Below are 15244 nucleotides of genomic sequence, written 5' to 3'. Positions count from 1 at the left end.
GCGCGTCAAGCGGTGTGGGGTGTGCCTGCGGCAGCGACATTAGGCGCGAAGCGACGGCGGAGCAGAGCAGGTACACCCCACACCGCTTGACAACGAAGGGAAGTTAAATCTACAAAAGCTTAGAAATCCCAGCACAAACAAGGCTGAGAATGATCGTCGAAGCAAACGGAATAAATATCTCCCGCCCAAACACCTTGAACCGAACATCCCCAGGTAAACGCCCAAAGCCAAGCTTTTGCAACCAAGGCGTCATCGCGTTGATCAGCAGTAACGCCACGAAAACAACAATCAGCCAGCGTGTCATATCAAAAATTACAGCGCGTAAGAGCGGTCACCGTGCGCAAAGCCCATCGGCTCCCACTCGGTTGTGCCAAAGGCCACCACTTTGAACAGCTCACCCATTTCGTGCTCGGTGATCAGCTTTTGCGCCATGCTCTTTTCGTCGATGGGCGCATCCACCAACGGCGGCAGCAAGCCGCAGTTGATCAAGAAATGCGCTTGGGTGGTGTAGCCCAACACATTCAGTCCCGCGTCCTGTGCAGCCACGGCCACACCCGTGAAGTTCACGTGCGCGGTGATGTCTTTGCGGCCCACATCGGCCAAAGGGTCGGTATCTGACTTGTGCAACTGGTGGCACATCAGCGTGCCCATGCTGCGCTGGGGGTGGAAGTATTCGCTCTCAGGAAAACCGTAGTCGATCAAGAAAGCTGCGCTACCTTTGCCCGTGGCCGACTCGCCCGCCTTGAAGCGGTCAGCCAGCGTGGCCACAAAGGCTTCGGCTTGGTTGTGAATTTCGGTCAAGTAGTCGTGCTCGCCAGCCACTTCAAAGGGAGGACGCAAGTCGGTCACGCGGTCTTGCCATTCCAAGGGCGACACGCCCGCTTGCCTCTGGCTCAACGCATCGGCGTTCCAAATAACGCCACGTTCATGCCACACACCGCCCTTGCGCACCAATAGTTGCACGGGCATGGCGTCCAGCACCTCGTTACCCACCACCACGCCGCTGAGTTGTTCAGGCAGGGCATCGACCCATTGCACTTGGTAGGCATGGGCTTTGAGGGTGTCTTGTTGGCGCTCGCGCAGAGTGCCCGATAAATCGACGATGGTGTAGCGCTTGACGTTCACGCCCATCTGCCCCAAGCTGTCCAACAGCTGCAAGGCCAAGGCACCTGAGCCTGCGCCGAACTCCCACACTTCATCTGTGCCCGTGACTTGCAGGGCCTCAGCCACTTGGTGAGCCAGCGTGCGGCCAAAGTGCTTGGACATTTCGGGGGCGGTGGCAAAGTCGCTGCCGCTCTCGGGCGTAAGCCCAAATTTGCGTAGGCTATTGGCGTAGTAGCCCATGCCAGGAGCATACAGAGCCAACGCCATGAAGTGGTCAAAGCCCAGCCAACCACCCGCATTGGCGATGCTGCGTTGAATCAGCGTGTACAAAGCCTGTTGGCCCGGGTCGTTGGATAATTGGGGGGTAGTCATTGGGTGCAGATCGTAACTCGACCTCCCCCGCTCTCCACGTCGTCCTTCCATCACAGGCACCTCACACCATGCGCTCTTGGGCACTTATCACTGGCGGCAGCGTTCGCTTAGGCCGCGAAATCGGCCTCGCTTTTGCACGCGCGGGGTGGAATGTGGCTTGCCACTACAACCACTCAGAGACGCAGGCCCACGCCCTGTGCGCCGAGCTGCGCGCTTTGGGTGTGGACGCATTGGCCGTGCAAGGCGAGCTCGAAGACGAAGCCAGCTGCCAACGTATTTTTAACACCACAGTGGCCACCACAGGCACGGCCCTGCAATGCGTGGTGAACAACGCTTCATTGTTTGTGCCGGACGAGGGTGCAGACTTTGACGAGGCACAGGCCTTGGCGCAGATCAAGGTCAACCTCATGGCGCCCATGCGCTTTGGTAAGTGGTTGGCAGCGCTGCACGTCGGCAACTCTGAAGAAACAACAAGCGCTGGAAAAGCAAACACGTTAACGCCAGCTTCGGCTTCGGCACAGCATCACGCCAAGCCCAGCGTCATTCATGTGCTGGACCAAAAGGTGTTCAACCTCAACCCCGATTATTTTTCGTACACGCTGTCCAAGCTTGCGCTGGAACGCGCAGTCAGTCTTCAAGCCCAATCGCTCGCGCCCACATTACGCGTCAACGCCGTGGCCCCTGGCCTGATGTACCTGAGCGGCCCACAAACCCAAGACAACTTCAACCGTGCAGCACAAGCCAACTTGCTGCGCCACCCGATCAACCCCGTCGATGTGGCCAGCAGCGTGGTGTTTTTGGCGGGCAACGCCAGTATCACTGGCACCACCGTGCGCGTGGACAATGGCCAACATTTGCTACCACTCGCACGTGATGTGATGTTTGTGGTCGAGGAGCTTTTTAAATCATGAACGACACACTTTTACGCCACTACCGCCGCTTGTTTTTGCGCGGCCTTACCGTGCAAGCGCAGATTGGCATTCACGACTTTGAGTTGCAAGCTGCACAGCGCCTCATCGTCGACGTCGACTTGTATGTTTCTTTCGCAGGCACCAGCCCCAAAGACGACCGCATTGACGAAGTGGTGGACTACGACTTTGTACGCGCCGTAGTGCATGGCCGCATCGCGCAAGGCCACATCAACCTGCAAGAAACTTTGTGCGACGACATCCTTACCCACTTGCTAGAGCACACCGGCGTGATGGCTGCCCGCGTGTCCACCCGCAAACCCGACGTCTACCCTGACTGCGAAGCAGTGGGCGTGGAAGTGTTCCGCGCCAAACCTGGAGTACTGTGACATGACCAGCAAAGGCACACAAATCCTTCACCTCACCGGCCTGCGCTTTGATGCCAACCTGGGCATCTTGGAGCACGAAAAGATTGACCCACAACCCATTCAAGTAGACGCCGAGTTAAACCTAGGCACGCAACCGCTGATGCCACATGACGATGACATTTGCCATGTTCTGGACTACCGCAAGGTGCGCCAAATCATCATCACCGAATGCACGGCCGAGCACGTCAATCTGCTCGAAACCCTGATTGGCAAACTCGCTCACCGCCTCATGCAGCTGCCTGGCGTGCTGGGCGTGCGCGTGAAAATCGCCAAGCTTGAAATTTTTGAAGACTGCGAAGTGGCTATTCGCATAGAAACTGGACAGTGGTAATGACAACAATCGAAAAAGACCCCAAGCAAATCAAGATCGAGCACGAGAACCACAAGCTCGAAAAGCGCCTGTGCCGCCAAGTGGGTCAAGCCATCGTGGACTACAACATGATCGAGGAAGGCGACAAGATCATGGTGTGTATGTCGGGCGGCAAAGACAGCTACGCCATGCTCGACATCTTGCTGATGATGCAACAACGCGCACCCATCAGCTTTGAGTTGATTGCGGTCAACCTCGACCAAAAACAACCCGGCTTTCCTGCTGACGTGCTGCCTAAATATTTGGCGCAAGTGGGCGTGAAGTTTCGCATCGAAACGCAAGACACCTACTCCATCGTCAAGGACAAAATTGCCGAAGGCAAAACCATGTGCAGCTTGTGCTCGCGCTTGCGCCGCGGCATTTTGTACCGCGTGGCGGGCGAGTTGGGCTGCAACAAAATCGCGCTGGGCCACCACCGCGACGACATCTTGCAGACCTTCTTTTTGAACATGTTCTTCGGCGGCAAACTCAAAGCCATGCCCCCAAAGTTGGTGAGCGATGGTGGCGACCACATGGTGATTCGCCCCCTAGCCTACGTGGCCGAAAAAGACCTAGAGCGCTGGTCTAAAGTGCGCCAGTTCCCCATCATCCCGTGCACGCTGTGCGGCAGCCAAGACGGTCTGCAACGCCAAGTAGTGGGCGAGATGCTGCGTGAGTGGGAAAAGAAGCACCCAGGCCGCATTGAGAACATGTTTGCAGCCATGCAAAACGTGGTGCCTTCACATTTGATGGACCACACGAAGTTTGATTTCAAAAACTTAAAGAGCACAGGTGTGGCGTCAGACGAAGGTGACAAGGCGTTTGACCGCGAGGAGTTTCCTATGGCTACTTTGCCTGGGATGCAGGTGATTTCGCTTTAAGTGATTGTTTTTTGTTTGAGCTCTGTTTGTTCTGAGCTCGCTTCTGGGAGGGGCTTAGGGCAGGTTCCTCATGCTGGGGTACCAGAAATCGTCACCTGCCCTAAGCCCCTCCCAGAAGGCTGCGTCTGACGTTGCTTCGCTCGTCCAGTTGCGTGCAGACGTTTTTGCAACGAACACCCAAAGCGTTGCGCGCATGGGGTGTGGCGGCTGACGATTTCTGGTACTCCAGCATGAGGATGCCGCCGCACTCCATGTGCGCAACGCGCTCTATCCGGAGCAAACAAAAAAGCCACCCATACAAGGTGGCTTTTTCAATGAAAAGCAAAAGGGTCAGCGCTTAAAAGCCACAACCTTTTGATGCTGCTCACCCAGACCCTCAATGCCCAAAGTCATCACATCACCACGCTTCAAAAACACAGGCGCTGACTTGCCGTCTTTCTTCACACCCATGCCCACACCTGGAGGTGTGCCCGTGCAAATCACGTCACCGGGTTGCAAGGTCATGAACTGGCTGACGTAGCTCACGATTTTGGCCACACCAAAAATCATGGTCTTGGTATTGCCGTCCTGCATGCGCACGCCGTTGTGGTCAAGCCACATGTGCAGCTTTTGTGGATTGGGCACTTCGTCGCGCGTCACCAGCCAAGGGCCGATCGGGCCGAAGGTGTCGCAACCCTTGCCCTTGTCCCATGTGCCGCCGCGCTCGAGTTGAAATTCGCGTTCGCTCACATCGTTGATCAAGCAATAACCGGCCACGTAGTCGAACGCGGCTTTTTGCGACACATGACACGCTTCTGTGCCAATGACGATACCCAGCTCGACCTCCCAGTCCGACTTGACCGAGCCCTTGGGCAACATCACGTCGTCATTGGGGCCTTGAATGCAGCTCGTAGGCTTCAAGAACACGATGGGTTCTTTGGGGATAGGCATGCCCGCCTCTGCGGCGTGGTCGGCGTAGTTCAGGCCAATCGCCACAAATTTACCCACGTTGGCCACGGGGCAGCCCATGCGGGGCTTGCCTTTAACCAAGGGCAACTTGTCTGTGTTGAGCTTGGTGATTTTGGCCAAGGCTTTGTCGCTCAACTGATCGGGCGTCACGTCTGTGATGACTTTGCTCAAGTCGCGCAGCTTACCTGCCGCATCAATGAGGCCTGGTTTTTCTTTGCCGGGGTTGCCATAACGCACGAGTTTCATAGGTCGCCTTTGAAAAATTAAAAATCGGGTTGGAAGAACCGTTTGATTTTGTCGTTACGCGATGGACGCACCAAGCACCTCAGCGACACATCAGCGCAAGAGAGGCTTCCACATGGTCTAGCGGAGAACGCTTAAAGCCCGAGCGCGAAAAACGCTGCAACTGACCCAAGGCAAACGCAAGCAGTGCGGCGGCACGCACTTGCGCATCTGCGGTGGGCGTAGCCGACTTGTTGGCCTCAGCCGCCGCACGCAGCGCTTGGCGTAAGGCTGACTCGATGCGCTCAAACAATTGGTTCATGCGCTGGTGCAAACGCTCGTTTTCAAACACCAAGGCGTCACCCACCATGACGCGGGCCATGCCTGGGTTTTTCTCGCCAAACTGCAACAGCACGGTCACCATGCGGGCGGCTTTTTGCGCGCCGTCGCCTTCACGCTCGGCAATTTGGTTAATCAGGCTGAACAGGCTGTGCTCGATGAAATCAATCAAGCCTTCAAACATCTGCGCTTTGCTGGCGAAGTGGCGGTACAAGGCTGCCTCGCTCACCTCTAGCTTCGAGGCCAACAACGCCGTGGTGATGCGCTCGGTGCCCGGCTGCTCCAACATCGCGGCCAGCGTTTGCAAAATTTGCTCGCGCCGTTGACCAGGCTTCATGCGTTGACGAACCTTGGGTTCATCGCGGTCGGGGGTCGCTTCGTCGGGCAAGGCGGTGTCGGACATGGCTTGAGAGAAAAGTTAGTGCGAACGAATCATCGTGCCGAAGGCCTGCTCGGTCAAGACCTCCAGCAACATGGCGTGTGGCACGCGGCCATCAATGATGTGCACCGCGCTCACCCCGCTTTTGGCGGCGTCCAAAGCGCCCGCAATTTTGGGGATCATGCCACCACTGATGGTGCCGTCGGCGATCAACTCGTCAATGCCCCGCGGCGTCAACTCGGTCAACAACTCGCCTTGCTTATCCAGCACGCCACGGATGTTGGTCAGCATCAACAGCTTTTCGGCACCCAACACCGTGGCCAGCTTGGCGGCCACCACGTCGGCATTAATGTTGTAGCTCTCGTTGTTCTCGCCAAATCCAATAGGGCTGACCACGGGAATAAACGCGTCGTCTTGCAAGGCTTTCACCACGCTGGGGTCGATGCTGACAATGTCACCCACTTGACCGACGTCATATTCTTTTTCGGGGTCTTTGCTGTCGTGCACCATCAGTTTTTGGGCCCGAATCATGGCGCCGTCGCGGCCTGTCAAACCCACGGCTTTGCCACCGGCTTGGTTAATCAGGCCGACGATGTCTTGCTGCACTTGTCCACCCAACACCCACTCCACCACTTCCATGGTTTCGGCGTCGGTCACGCGCATGCCTTCGATGAACTCACCTTTTTTGCCCAAGCGTTGCAGCAAGCCTTCAATTTGCGGGCCGCCGCCGTGCACCACCACGGGGTTCATGCCCACAAGTTTGAGCAACACCACATCTTCGGCAAATGCTTTTTGCAACGCAGGGTCGGTCATGGCGTTGCCGCCATATTTGATGACCAAGGTTTTGCCGTGGAACTTGCGGATGTAGGGCAGGGCCTGAGCCAAGATATCGGCAGGAGAAAAATCGCTCATGGGTTGCAACTCCGTGGTGTTTTAAAAGGTGCTCGATTTACTCGGCGTGTTCCACCGCAGGAGAATGCGAAAGAGTAGGCGCAGAGGCCTGTGCCGCCTGAGGGCCCAACACCAGTTCGCGCACCATTTCGCGCAACAGCTTTTTCTCTTGGAAGCTCAGCGCACGCTCCAACACGCGGCGCACGCCCAACAACAATTGACGGTCTACCTCTTGTGGAATACCGCGTGTGTTTTGCAGCTCTTCGCGCAGCTCTTCACGCAGGTCTTCCGGTTCATCCGTCCACCAGGTGTTGATGACGGTGTTGAGCTGTTCGCGCAACTGTTCGGGGTCCACCTGCGGTGCAGCGTGCATCGAGGTGCTGTGGCGTGAGCCGCCCTCGCGCGAGGCTTGTGCGCCCAACACCACGCGTTGGTCGGCTTGCGACAACAAGCGAGCCCAGCCTGGGTCTTCGCGGTTGAGCTGCGTCATGTTGCGCGAGGCTTCGTCAGCCAACAAGTGCACGGACACACCGTGCAACTGGGCTTCGTCAATCAGGCTGATCAAGCGTTCGTCATCACTGCCCACCAGCAAGTGGTCACAGGCGCCGCGCTCGGCCAAACGCTTGAGGTCAGCGCCCAAGGTGCGCAACATCGACAAACCACCATCTTGGCTGTGTGGCAAAACGGCGCGGCTCACTTGGCCGCCAATGGCTTGGTCGTCTGGTGTGTCGCTGTACCAATACACGCGGCGCAGGTTCAGCTCAAGGCCGTTGTGGCCTAAGGCGTTGCTAAGCAGCTGGTGCAACTGCGGGCGCACGTGGTCTTGTGCGGTGTCGGTTTGGCCTTGTAGCCACGCCAAAAAACGGGCGTCAATGAGGGCAATGCAAGATTCGGCGCCAGCATGCGCTGCAGCGTGAGTGGAATGTGTGCGTTTCATGAAAGTACTAAAAAGGTAAAAAGATAAAAATCACTCGCTAGAGCACTAACTGTGTGCGTGAGCAAGCTAGATTTATTTTAGGGCCGAGACCGCATGTTCGCAGGGGATAATCATCAAAACCTACAAAATTTTCACAGCATGACACCCCCCATTTTGATCACAGGCGGCACGGGCTTCATTGGCTCGCACACCGTTGTCGCCCTTGCAGAGGCGGGCCAACCTGTCGTCATTTTGGACAATTTGTGCAACTCCAGCCGCAAGGTGCTGGACCGTTTGGCCCGCTTAGGCGCCAGCCCGCTTGAGTTTGTACAGGCCGACATTCGCGATTCGGCCGCGCTAGACGCCCTGTTTGCCCGCTACAACTTTGCAGGCGTCATCCACTTCGCCGGCCTCAAGGCTGTGGGCGAATCGGTGGCTCAGCCTTTGCGCTATTTAGAAAATAACGTCAGCGGCACCCTCAACTTGCTGCAAGCCATGGACCGCGCCAATGTGCGCCGCATCGTGTTTAGCTCATCCGCCACCGTGTATGGCGACCCAGTGAGCGTGCCCATCCCCGAAAGCGCAGCCCTCACCGCCACCAACCCCTATGGCCGCACCAAGCTCATGTGCGAAGACGCGCTGCGCGAGCTGCATGCGGCTGACCCACGTTGGTCCATTGCCATCCTGCGCTACTTCAACCCCGTGGGCGCGCACTTCAGCGGCTTGCTGGGCGAAGCACCCAATGGAATCCCCAACAACCTCATGCCCTACATCACGCAAGTAGCCTTGGGCCAACGCGCCCACTTGCAAATTTTTGGCAACGACTACGACACCCCCGACGGCACTGGCGTGCGCGACTACCTGCACGTGAGCGACTTGGCCGCCGGCCATCTGGCCGCGTTGCGCGCACTGAACGAGCCCAAGCTGTTGACCGTCAACCTCGGCACTGGCCGTGGTGTGAGCGTGCAAGACATGGTGGACACCTTTGCCCGCGTCAACGGCGTGCCCATCCCCCACCAAGTCGTGCCGCGCCGCCCAGGCGATGTGGCCCAGTGCTTGGCCGACCCACGACAGGCCAAGGCCTTGCTGAATTGGGAAACCTTGCTGGACCTCGACCGCATGTGTGCCGACGCCTGGCGCTGGCAGTCCATGAACCCGCAAGGTTTTGACACCCCCCTATGAAAAACCAAGACGACGGCACGCTGTCCCTGTTTGACGACTTTCCGCCGGCCTTCGATCCTGCGACAGTGCCGCCTCCTGAGGCGACAAAAAAGCCTCGTGCTAAACGTAAGGTTGCAGAGCCCAACGTAGAAGTTGGAGTTGCCAACGAGGTTGAGGCCACGCCAACGGAGCCAGTGGTTGACCAAGGCGTGCCCGTCGACCCACAACGCCGCCGCAACAGCCCGTGGGCCAAGCTCGACGATACCGCCTTGCAGGCAGCTTCCAAAGTACCTCATGTGATGATCGTCATCACCCGTGGGGAAGCGGGTGGTGCGCAATCGCACGTGCGCGACTTATGCCAAGCTTTGCAACAGCGCGTCAAGTTCACTGCCGTCATTGGCGGACCTGTTGAAGAGTCTGTCTTAGGCCGCGAACTCACCGCACTCGGCATTGCCGTGTGCCCCATGCCCGACCTGGTGGAGTCGATCAACCCGCTGAAGCTTTGGCCTGCGGTGCAGCAATTGACCGAACTCATCCACACCCACAAGCCCGACCTGGTGCATGGCCACAGCGCCATTGGCGGCTTGGTGTCACGCGTGGCAGCGCATTTTGCACATTTGCCTGCGGTGTACACCGTGCACGGTTTTGGCTTCAAGCCCGAAGTGCCGCTGGTACGCCGCACCGCATCGGCCTTGGCCGAGCACATGATGGCGCGCTGGACCTCACAGATGATTTGCGTGTCCAAGTTTGAGCGCGAGCTGGCCTTGAACCTCGCCATCGACTCGGACCGCGTACACGTCATTCCCAACGGCATTGCGCCTTTGCCATCGCTAGCCCCAGCGCCAGAAATTGCAGCAGACATAGATGGTGCACACAGCAGCGCAAGCACCGCCAATGCCGACACTGCGGCCAACTTGCCGCAAGCCTCAGCCACGCCGCGCCTCATCATGGTGGCGCGCATGAAAAAGCCAAAGCGTCACGACCTGCTGCTGCAAGCCTTGGCCAAAGTGCGCAACACCTTAGGCTTTGAGCTGCCCGTCACCTTGGCGGGCGATGGCCCACTCAGCTTAGAACTGCGTGCCGAGGCCAAAGCGCTAAACCTCAAAAACATCAAATGGGCGGGTGACGTAAGCCATGTGAGCGAACTGCTTGCACAGCACGAGGTGTTTGTGCTGCTGTCCGACCACGAAGGCATGCCCATCACCGTGCTCGAAGCCATGCGTGCGGGCCTGTGCGTGCTGGCTAGCAACTTGCCCGGCATCCGCGAGCAAATCATCCCCTACCAAGACGGCGTGTTGACCGCCAACACCCCCGACGCTGTGGCCGAAAAACTATTGCAACTGGTACGTGACCCGCACTTGCGCAAACGCTTGGGCCGCGCCGCACAGCAAACTTTCGAGAGTGCATTTGCCGCCGAGCCCATGGCCGAGCGCGTGCTGCAGGTGTACCGCCAATGCACAGAAGAAGCAGCGACCTCAGTCACACACCCAACACAAACGCACAACAGCGCTGGCCTTGTGTCCGCCTCAGTGCGCCGCCGCGATGCCCTGCAACGCTGGGCCTTGTGGGGCGTGTGGATGTTGCTCCCCAGCCTCATGGCCGCACAGTTGTTTGAAGACGCGGGCCTCATGACCTACCAGTTTGGCGAAACCCTCTGGTGGTGTGTGTTGCCCTATGCGGTGGCCACGCACTTGCTGATGCGCGCCTCGCACTTGCCGGTGGCCGAGCGCAGTGGTGTGTTGTGGGTGTCCACCACCGCGCCGTTTGTGTTCACGCCTTTGGGCTTTGCGTTGTTGCAGCAACCGTACTCACGCGCGGCCGTGGTGTGGGCCTATGCCGTCACCACACTGTGGCTGTGGTGGGGCTATCGCCGCCATGTTAAACACCGCGCTTTGCGCTTGGTGCACCTCGACGCCAACGTGCCCACACAGTTGGCCGAGTGCCTTAGCCCCAACACGCTAGACCCCCAAGCCGTGCAGCTCATCGCATGGAACCCCAACAGCAACTCACCCCTGCCCGCCTGCGACGGCGTGGTGCTAGACCGCCACGTGCGCACCACCGACGAGCGCACGCGCTTGTTGGGCGAGCTGAAGATGCAACACCTGCGCCTGTACAGCGTCGAATCGGTGGCCGAGTTGACGAGTGGCCGCAAGATGCTGCCCACCGCAGCTGACTCGCTGTGGGAAATCGACAACGACCCCAGCTACGACCGCGCTAAGCGTTTGCTGGATGTGGCCACCGTCATCGCCTTATCGCCCTTGTGGTTGCCACTCGCCGCCTTTGTGGCGCTGGCTGTACGTTTTGATTCGAAAGGCCCGTCACTGTATTCGCAGCACCGCGTGGGCCGCGATGGCCAAGTGTTCACGCTGTGGAAATTCCGCAGCATGGTGCACGGCTTGCAAGCCCCCGGTGTGCACTTTGCGCAAGCCGACGACCCGCGCATCACACGCGTCGGGCGCCTGTTGCGCCGCAGCCGTTTAGACGAACTACCGCAACTCTTCAATGTGCTGCTGGGCCACATGAGCCTGATTGGCCCACGCCCCGAGCAAACCGCATTTGTGCGCGACTTTGCTGCCACCATCCCCAGCTATCCGTATCGTCATCTCGTGCGTCCCGGCCTCACGGGCTGGGCGCAAGTGCAGCAGGGCTATGCCGACAGTGCCGATGCCACACGCATCAAACTTAGTTACGACTTGTATTACGTGGCGCACTATTCGCTCGCGCTCGATTTGCTGATTGCAGCCAAAACCGTGAAGACCGTGTGCACGGGTTTTGGTGCGCGTTAAGTTCATGAACTCTCGCCGTATCTTGCTATTGGAAGAACCCACATGGGGCGGCGTGCACACCATGACGCGCACCTTGGCGGATGCACTCAGCGCACAAGGCTGGCACGTCACCGCGCTGCCTTGGCAACAAACACAATGGCCAGCCTTGGTCAGCGCAGCCAAACAGCACGATGTGATTCTGGCCACACACAACTTTGGCCCCACCTATTGCGGCGCAGCTCTCAAAGCCATCACAGGCAAACCACTGGTCAGTTGGGTGCATGGCCCCTTGATGGATGTGCTGCACGAAGCCGGCGCATCGGCTATGAAGAAGCTGTGGATCAGACTGCTGTACAAACAAGTCAACCAATTTGTGTGCGTATCGCGCACCACACAAGACTCGTTGCTCAGCTTCATTCAGCTGGGCAAACAACAACGCTGCACGGTGGTACCCAACGGCATTGCGCCTATGGCCGAAGGCCAGCCCATTCATGTGCATGCGGGCCACGGCGGTGGCGGCATTCCACCCTTGCTGCTGGGCTACGTGGGCCGCTTGTCTGCCGAAAAGCGCCCCCACCTTTTGCTAGACACACTGCGCCACTTGCCTGACGAAGCGCAGCTGGGCATCGTGGGCGAAGGCCCCATGCACCGCAAAATGATTCACGACGGCTTGGACCTTATGCACCAAGGCCGTGTGCACTTTTTGGGCAAGCACCCCAGCGGTAAAAGCCTGTACACACCGTGGCAAATGACACTGCTCACCTCGCGCTACGAAGGCTGCCCCATGACCGCGCTAGAGTCGCTCGCCTGCGGCGTGCCTTGTGTTGCATTTCCTATTCCCGCCATGCGCGAGCTGTACGACCTAGATGCGCCCTACCTGCTGGCCCGAGGCGATGCGCCTGTTTCGTTGGCTGAGGCGGTGATGACCGTGCTGAGCTTGCCACAGCAGCAAGTGCGTGATGACATGGCCCGCATTGTGTCGCGTCATCACATGGATGGGTTTGTGGGGAATTGGCAAGAGGTGCTTCGCACATGCTGAAACCCACCCTCTGCGTGCACTTCGTGCGCAACGGCCCTGCGTACTTGCCCGAGGTCGATGCCTATGTCGACTTCATCACCTCTCACGGCCACCAAGCCCTCGTGCACGACACGGGCGTCACGGTGCCCGCCAATGCGCAAGTGGTGTGGTGGATATGCGGTCGCGTTTCAGGCGCCGAAGCTAGCCGATTGAAAACTGCATTTCACATCCACGAATATGCCTCCACCTCAGCCCCGCCGCACGCGTGGCTAAAAGACTTTGTAAAGCACTGGTCGCAGCCCAAGCCCGACTACCGCTTGTTTCAAAATGGCTGGGTGCGCGAGCGCATGGGCTTTAACGACGGCGTGCCCTACGCCCTGCGCGACATGGGCGTGGCGCAAGCGTTCTTTGACGCGCCTGCACGCATACCGCCCAACGAGTTTGACTTGGTGTACTTGGGCGAGATGACTCGCTTGCTGCCCTTTGTACCCCTTCTGCAAAGCATTCACGAAGCGGGTCGCACCTTGCTACTGGTCGGTGATGTGCCGGATACCCTGCGCACGCAGCTGCCCGCTAGCGTCACATGCACGGGCCGTGTGCCGCATGGCGATGTGCCGCAACAATTACGCCGCGCACGCTTTGGCTTGAACCTGGTGAGCAACACCGAGCCCTACAACCAACAAACCTCCACCAAGCTGCTGGAATATTGCGCCGTGGGCCTGCCCGTGGTGAGCAACGACTACGCCTGGGTGCGCTACTTTGCGGCGCACTACCAAGGCAACTTTCATGTGCTGCGCGACAACCCTGCCAGCTGGCAACACAGCTTTGGAGCAGCGCTTGAAGCCTATCCCTACGTAGTGCCCGATGTGCGTGAACTGGCTTGGCACAAGCTGCTGAACAAACTTGCTATTTGGAAGCACCTGCACATCGTGCCTGAGGCGGCTGACCCCTTTGCACATGCACACGCACTGGCCCAAGCCATCGCAAAACAGCAAGGCGGCAAACGTTGAGCCTGTTGAAGCGCATCATCAACATCAACAGCACCAGTCGCGTGGTGGCTCTGTCGAGCGCCGTGGCATTTGCCACGCAAGTGGCGTTTGCGCTGCTCATGCTGCGTTGGTTCACGCCGCAAGAAGTGGGCGAGTTCTCGGTCATCAGCCAAATTGGTTTTTTCTGGATGACGCTGGCCTTGGCCCAAGCACCATTGGGCATGCTGGCCAACCAACATTTGCCAGCACACACTGCCGCTCAGCAAGCTTGGCGAGCTAGCGTTTTGCGTGGCGTGTGCTTGCTGCCTGTTGCAGCTTTAGCCGTGTGGTTTAGCCAACTTGCGATGTGGCCCGCTTTGTTGTGGGCTCTTCTGCTGGCGTTTTGCCAAATGGGCTGGATGTTGGCGCAAAGCTTCACGCTGCGCGCGGGCTCGGCTTGGCAGCAAGCGGCGGTGCGCGTGCTACCGCCACTGACCGCGGCAGCCACTGCACTCACGGCTGCGCTGTTGGGTGCGTCCGTCGGTTGGAGTGGCCCTACTTTGGTGGTGTCCGCTTTGTTCGGCTATGCCCTGGGTGCGGCTTGGCTGGTGCCTGCTTTACGCGAACGCGGCGTGCATTTGCACAGCACATCATCAGCAAGCGCAGCAGCCGCCACATCTGATGCAGCCCATACAACACAACCCACCCAAGGCCAACAATCCGACTCCCGCAGCGCCACACTGCGGATGAGCCACACCTTGGTCGATGCCTTGCTTGCCACCGCCATCATCGTGGTGTGGCAACGCCTGTATGGCGCAGAAGAAACCGGCTGGATGAGCGCACTGCTGCGCGTGTTGGGCTTCTTGCCCGCTGTGGTGCACATGGCATGGGCGCAGGTGGCGCTGGCGCAAGGCAACCACGCCAACCCTGGCAGCAATCGCATGGCCAACCCTTGGTGGTTTGGCCTAGGCGCATTCGCCTGCGTCATAGTGTTGGGTTTGTCGTGCGCCGTGGCGCTGTACCTTGAGTGGCTAGACCCGCGCTGGCATGGCGTGTGGCCCTACATTGCGCCACTGGTGCTGTGGCAAGGCAGCGCGTGTTTGTCGGCGGCGTTTAGCCACCGGCCTTTTCAAACGCAATCTGCCACTGCGTATTCATGGGCTTGCATGGCACTGGGGGTGTTGCAAGCCATAGTGCTGTTAGCGCCGATGGGTTTGGCACAGCCCATCAGTGCCGAGCAACACATGGCTGCGTTTGCGTTGGTCAGCAGCTTGGGCCTACTGGCTGTTACGTTCTGGATGGCTAGGCTGCGCTAAACATTCTTAGGTCGAAGCGCTACCAACTTTCACTCGCTGATCAAACAAAATAAGTTGCGCCAGTACGCAAACCACAACAGCAAACGTTGTGCTGTAAATTTGCAAATCAAAATTCGAATTGGTGAGCCCTGTCAAGAAAAAAGCACCGACCACTTGCATGCCCATGATGGGGAGTACGCGGAGATTCACATCTTGCTGACTCGCTTTGTATTTTTTATAAAAAAACATGAACGGCGCTGTCATTAAAAAAACATACGCCATGAGCTTCAACAAACCACC

Annotated in this window: 16 protein-coding genes; 9 read left to right on the top strand and 7 right to left on the bottom strand. The window is 58.4% G+C overall.

The window, feature by feature from the left end; translation table 11 throughout:
- Positions 1-109: 109 nt before the first annotated feature.
- Both ABWP81_RS10485 and ABWP81_RS10480 read right to left on the bottom strand, forming a co-directional pair.
- Entirely contained in the window at positions 110-304 is a 195-nt protein-coding gene (locus tag ABWP81_RS10485; RefSeq protein WP_353141616.1) for a DUF2905 domain-containing protein, read from the bottom strand.
- An 8-nt stretch (positions 305-312) separates the two neighbouring features.
- Complete coding sequence (locus ABWP81_RS10480; protein ID WP_353141614.1) at positions 313-1476, bottom strand: class I SAM-dependent methyltransferase; 1164 nt, start codon at positions 1474-1476, stop codon at positions 313-315.
- 68 nt (positions 1477-1544) lie between these two features.
- Here ABWP81_RS10480 and ABWP81_RS10475 point away from each other — a divergent pair, with 68 nt between their 5' ends.
- From ABWP81_RS10475 to ttcA, 4 genes are read left to right on the top strand one after another with little or no spacing between them, the layout of a single operon-like run.
- Positions 1545-2387 carry an SDR family oxidoreductase gene (locus ABWP81_RS10475; RefSeq protein ID WP_353141612.1) on the top strand — a complete coding sequence of 281 codons (843 nt, stop codon included), beginning with the start codon at positions 1545-1547 and terminating at the stop codon, positions 2385-2387.
- Positions 2384-2773 carry a dihydroneopterin aldolase gene (locus tag ABWP81_RS10470; protein ID WP_353135464.1) on the top strand — a complete coding sequence of 130 codons (390 nt, stop codon included), beginning with the start codon at positions 2384-2386 and terminating at the stop codon, positions 2771-2773. The genes ABWP81_RS10475 and ABWP81_RS10470 overlap by 4 nt, the downstream gene beginning before the upstream one ends.
- A gap of 1 nt (position 2774) precedes the next feature.
- Entirely contained in the window at positions 2775-3143 is a 369-nt protein-coding gene (locus ABWP81_RS10465; protein ID WP_353135467.1) for a dihydroneopterin aldolase, read from the top strand.
- Entirely contained in the window at positions 3143-4042 is a 900-nt protein-coding gene (gene ttcA / locus ABWP81_RS10460; RefSeq protein ID WP_353135470.1) for a tRNA 2-thiocytidine(32) synthetase TtcA, read from the top strand. The genes ABWP81_RS10465 and ttcA overlap by 1 nt, the downstream gene beginning before the upstream one ends.
- Before the next feature lie 330 nt (positions 4043-4372).
- On the opposite strand, the gene ABWP81_RS10455 is transcribed toward ttcA, so the two are convergent.
- From ABWP81_RS10455 to ABWP81_RS10440, 4 genes are all read right to left on the bottom strand, one after another.
- A complete protein-coding gene (locus ABWP81_RS10455; RefSeq protein ID WP_353141611.1) occupies positions 4373-5236 on the bottom strand; it encodes a fumarylacetoacetate hydrolase family protein in 864 nt (287 codons plus the stop codon).
- Between the two features lie 79 nt (positions 5237-5315).
- Complete coding sequence (slmA, locus tag ABWP81_RS10450) at positions 5316-5954, bottom strand: nucleoid occlusion factor SlmA (protein ID WP_353141609.1); 639 nt, start codon at positions 5952-5954, stop codon at positions 5316-5318.
- A 15-nt stretch (positions 5955-5969) separates the two neighbouring features.
- Positions 5970-6842 carry an acetylglutamate kinase gene (gene argB, locus ABWP81_RS10445; RefSeq protein ID WP_353135479.1) on the bottom strand — a complete coding sequence of 291 codons (873 nt, stop codon included), beginning with the start codon at positions 6840-6842 and terminating at the stop codon, positions 5970-5972.
- A gap of 37 nt (positions 6843-6879) precedes the next feature.
- Positions 6880-7758 carry a hypothetical protein gene (locus ABWP81_RS10440; protein WP_353141607.1) on the bottom strand — a complete coding sequence of 293 codons (879 nt, stop codon included), beginning with the start codon at positions 7756-7758 and terminating at the stop codon, positions 6880-6882.
- Between the two features lie 138 nt (positions 7759-7896).
- Between ABWP81_RS10440 and galE the strand changes: the two genes are divergently transcribed.
- The 5 genes from galE to ABWP81_RS10415 are packed head-to-tail and all read left to right on the top strand — an operon-like array spanning position 7897 to position 14965.
- A complete protein-coding gene (galE, locus tag ABWP81_RS10435; RefSeq protein ID WP_353141605.1) occupies positions 7897-8919 on the top strand; it encodes a UDP-glucose 4-epimerase GalE in 1023 nt (340 codons plus the stop codon).
- Positions 8916-11684: a sugar transferase gene (locus ABWP81_RS10430; protein WP_353141603.1), complete on the top strand. Its 2769-nt coding sequence runs from the start codon at positions 8916-8918 to the stop codon at positions 11682-11684. Before galE ends, ABWP81_RS10430 begins: the two co-directional genes overlap by 4 nt.
- 4 nt (positions 11685-11688) lie before the next feature.
- A complete protein-coding gene (locus tag ABWP81_RS10425; RefSeq protein ID WP_353141602.1) occupies positions 11689-12702 on the top strand; it encodes a glycosyltransferase family 4 protein in 1014 nt (337 codons plus the stop codon).
- A complete protein-coding gene (locus ABWP81_RS10420) occupies positions 12696-13691 on the top strand; it encodes a glycosyltransferase (protein WP_353141600.1) in 996 nt (331 codons plus the stop codon). Before ABWP81_RS10425 ends, ABWP81_RS10420 begins: the two co-directional genes overlap by 7 nt.
- The gene (locus ABWP81_RS10415) at positions 13688-14965 is read left to right on the top strand and encodes a hypothetical protein (protein WP_353141598.1); all 1278 of its coding nucleotides are present in this window, start codon (positions 13688-13690) and stop codon (positions 14963-14965) included. Before ABWP81_RS10420 ends, ABWP81_RS10415 begins: the two co-directional genes overlap by 4 nt.
- A gap of 6 nt (positions 14966-14971) precedes the next feature.
- Here ABWP81_RS10415 and ABWP81_RS10410 read toward each other — a convergent pair.
- Positions 14972-15244 (bottom strand): hypothetical protein (locus ABWP81_RS10410; RefSeq protein WP_353141596.1); only part of this gene is annotated, 273 nt, incomplete at its 5' end.

Origin of the sequence: Limnohabitans sp. (assembly GCF_040401135.1) — a bacterium.
Lineage (GTDB): Bacteria > Pseudomonadota > Gammaproteobacteria > Burkholderiales > Burkholderiaceae_C > Limnohabitans.
Note: the sequence above shows the minus strand (reverse complement) of the source record. Positions and strands in the feature narration are given on the sequence as shown.

What these genes read in the sequence shown, in the direction of transcription:
- ABWP81_RS10480 (WP_353141614.1), bottom strand. Translation starts at nt 1,476, where the DNA reads ATGACTACCCCCCAATTATCCAACGACCCGGGCCAACAGGCTTTGTAC.
- ABWP81_RS10465 (WP_353135467.1), top strand. Translation starts at nt 2,775, where the DNA reads ATGACCAGCAAAGGCACACAAATCCTTCACCTCACCGGCCTGCGCTTT.
- ABWP81_RS10440 (WP_353141607.1), bottom strand. Translation starts at nt 7,758, where the DNA reads ATGAAACGCACACATTCCACTCACGCTGCAGCGCATGCTGGCGCCGAA.
- galE (WP_353141605.1), top strand. Translation starts at nt 7,897, where the DNA reads ATGACACCCCCCATTTTGATCACAGGCGGCACGGGCTTCATTGGCTCG.
- ABWP81_RS10420 (WP_353141600.1), top strand. Translation starts at nt 12,696, where the DNA reads ATGCTGAAACCCACCCTCTGCGTGCACTTCGTGCGCAACGGCCCTGCG.
- ABWP81_RS10470 (WP_353135464.1), top strand. Translation starts at nt 2,384, where the DNA reads ATGAACGACACACTTTTACGCCACTACCGCCGCTTGTTTTTGCGCGGC.
- ttcA (WP_353135470.1), top strand. Translation starts at nt 3,143, where the DNA reads ATGACAACAATCGAAAAAGACCCCAAGCAAATCAAGATCGAGCACGAG.
- argB (WP_353135479.1), bottom strand. Translation starts at nt 6,842, where the DNA reads ATGAGCGATTTTTCTCCTGCCGATATCTTGGCTCAGGCCCTGCCCTAC.
- ABWP81_RS10485 (WP_353141616.1), bottom strand. Translation starts at nt 304, where the DNA reads ATGACACGCTGGCTGATTGTTGTTTTCGTGGCGTTACTGCTGATCAAC.
- slmA (WP_353141609.1), bottom strand. Translation starts at nt 5,954, where the DNA reads ATGTCCGACACCGCCTTGCCCGACGAAGCGACCCCCGACCGCGATGAA.
- ABWP81_RS10430 (WP_353141603.1), top strand. Translation starts at nt 8,916, where the DNA reads ATGAAAAACCAAGACGACGGCACGCTGTCCCTGTTTGACGACTTTCCG.
- ABWP81_RS10425 (WP_353141602.1), top strand. Translation starts at nt 11,689, where the DNA reads ATGAACTCTCGCCGTATCTTGCTATTGGAAGAACCCACATGGGGCGGC.
- ABWP81_RS10475 (WP_353141612.1), top strand. Translation starts at nt 1,545, where the DNA reads ATGCGCTCTTGGGCACTTATCACTGGCGGCAGCGTTCGCTTAGGCCGC.
- ABWP81_RS10455 (WP_353141611.1), bottom strand. Translation starts at nt 5,236, where the DNA reads ATGAAACTCGTGCGTTATGGCAACCCCGGCAAAGAAAAACCAGGCCTC.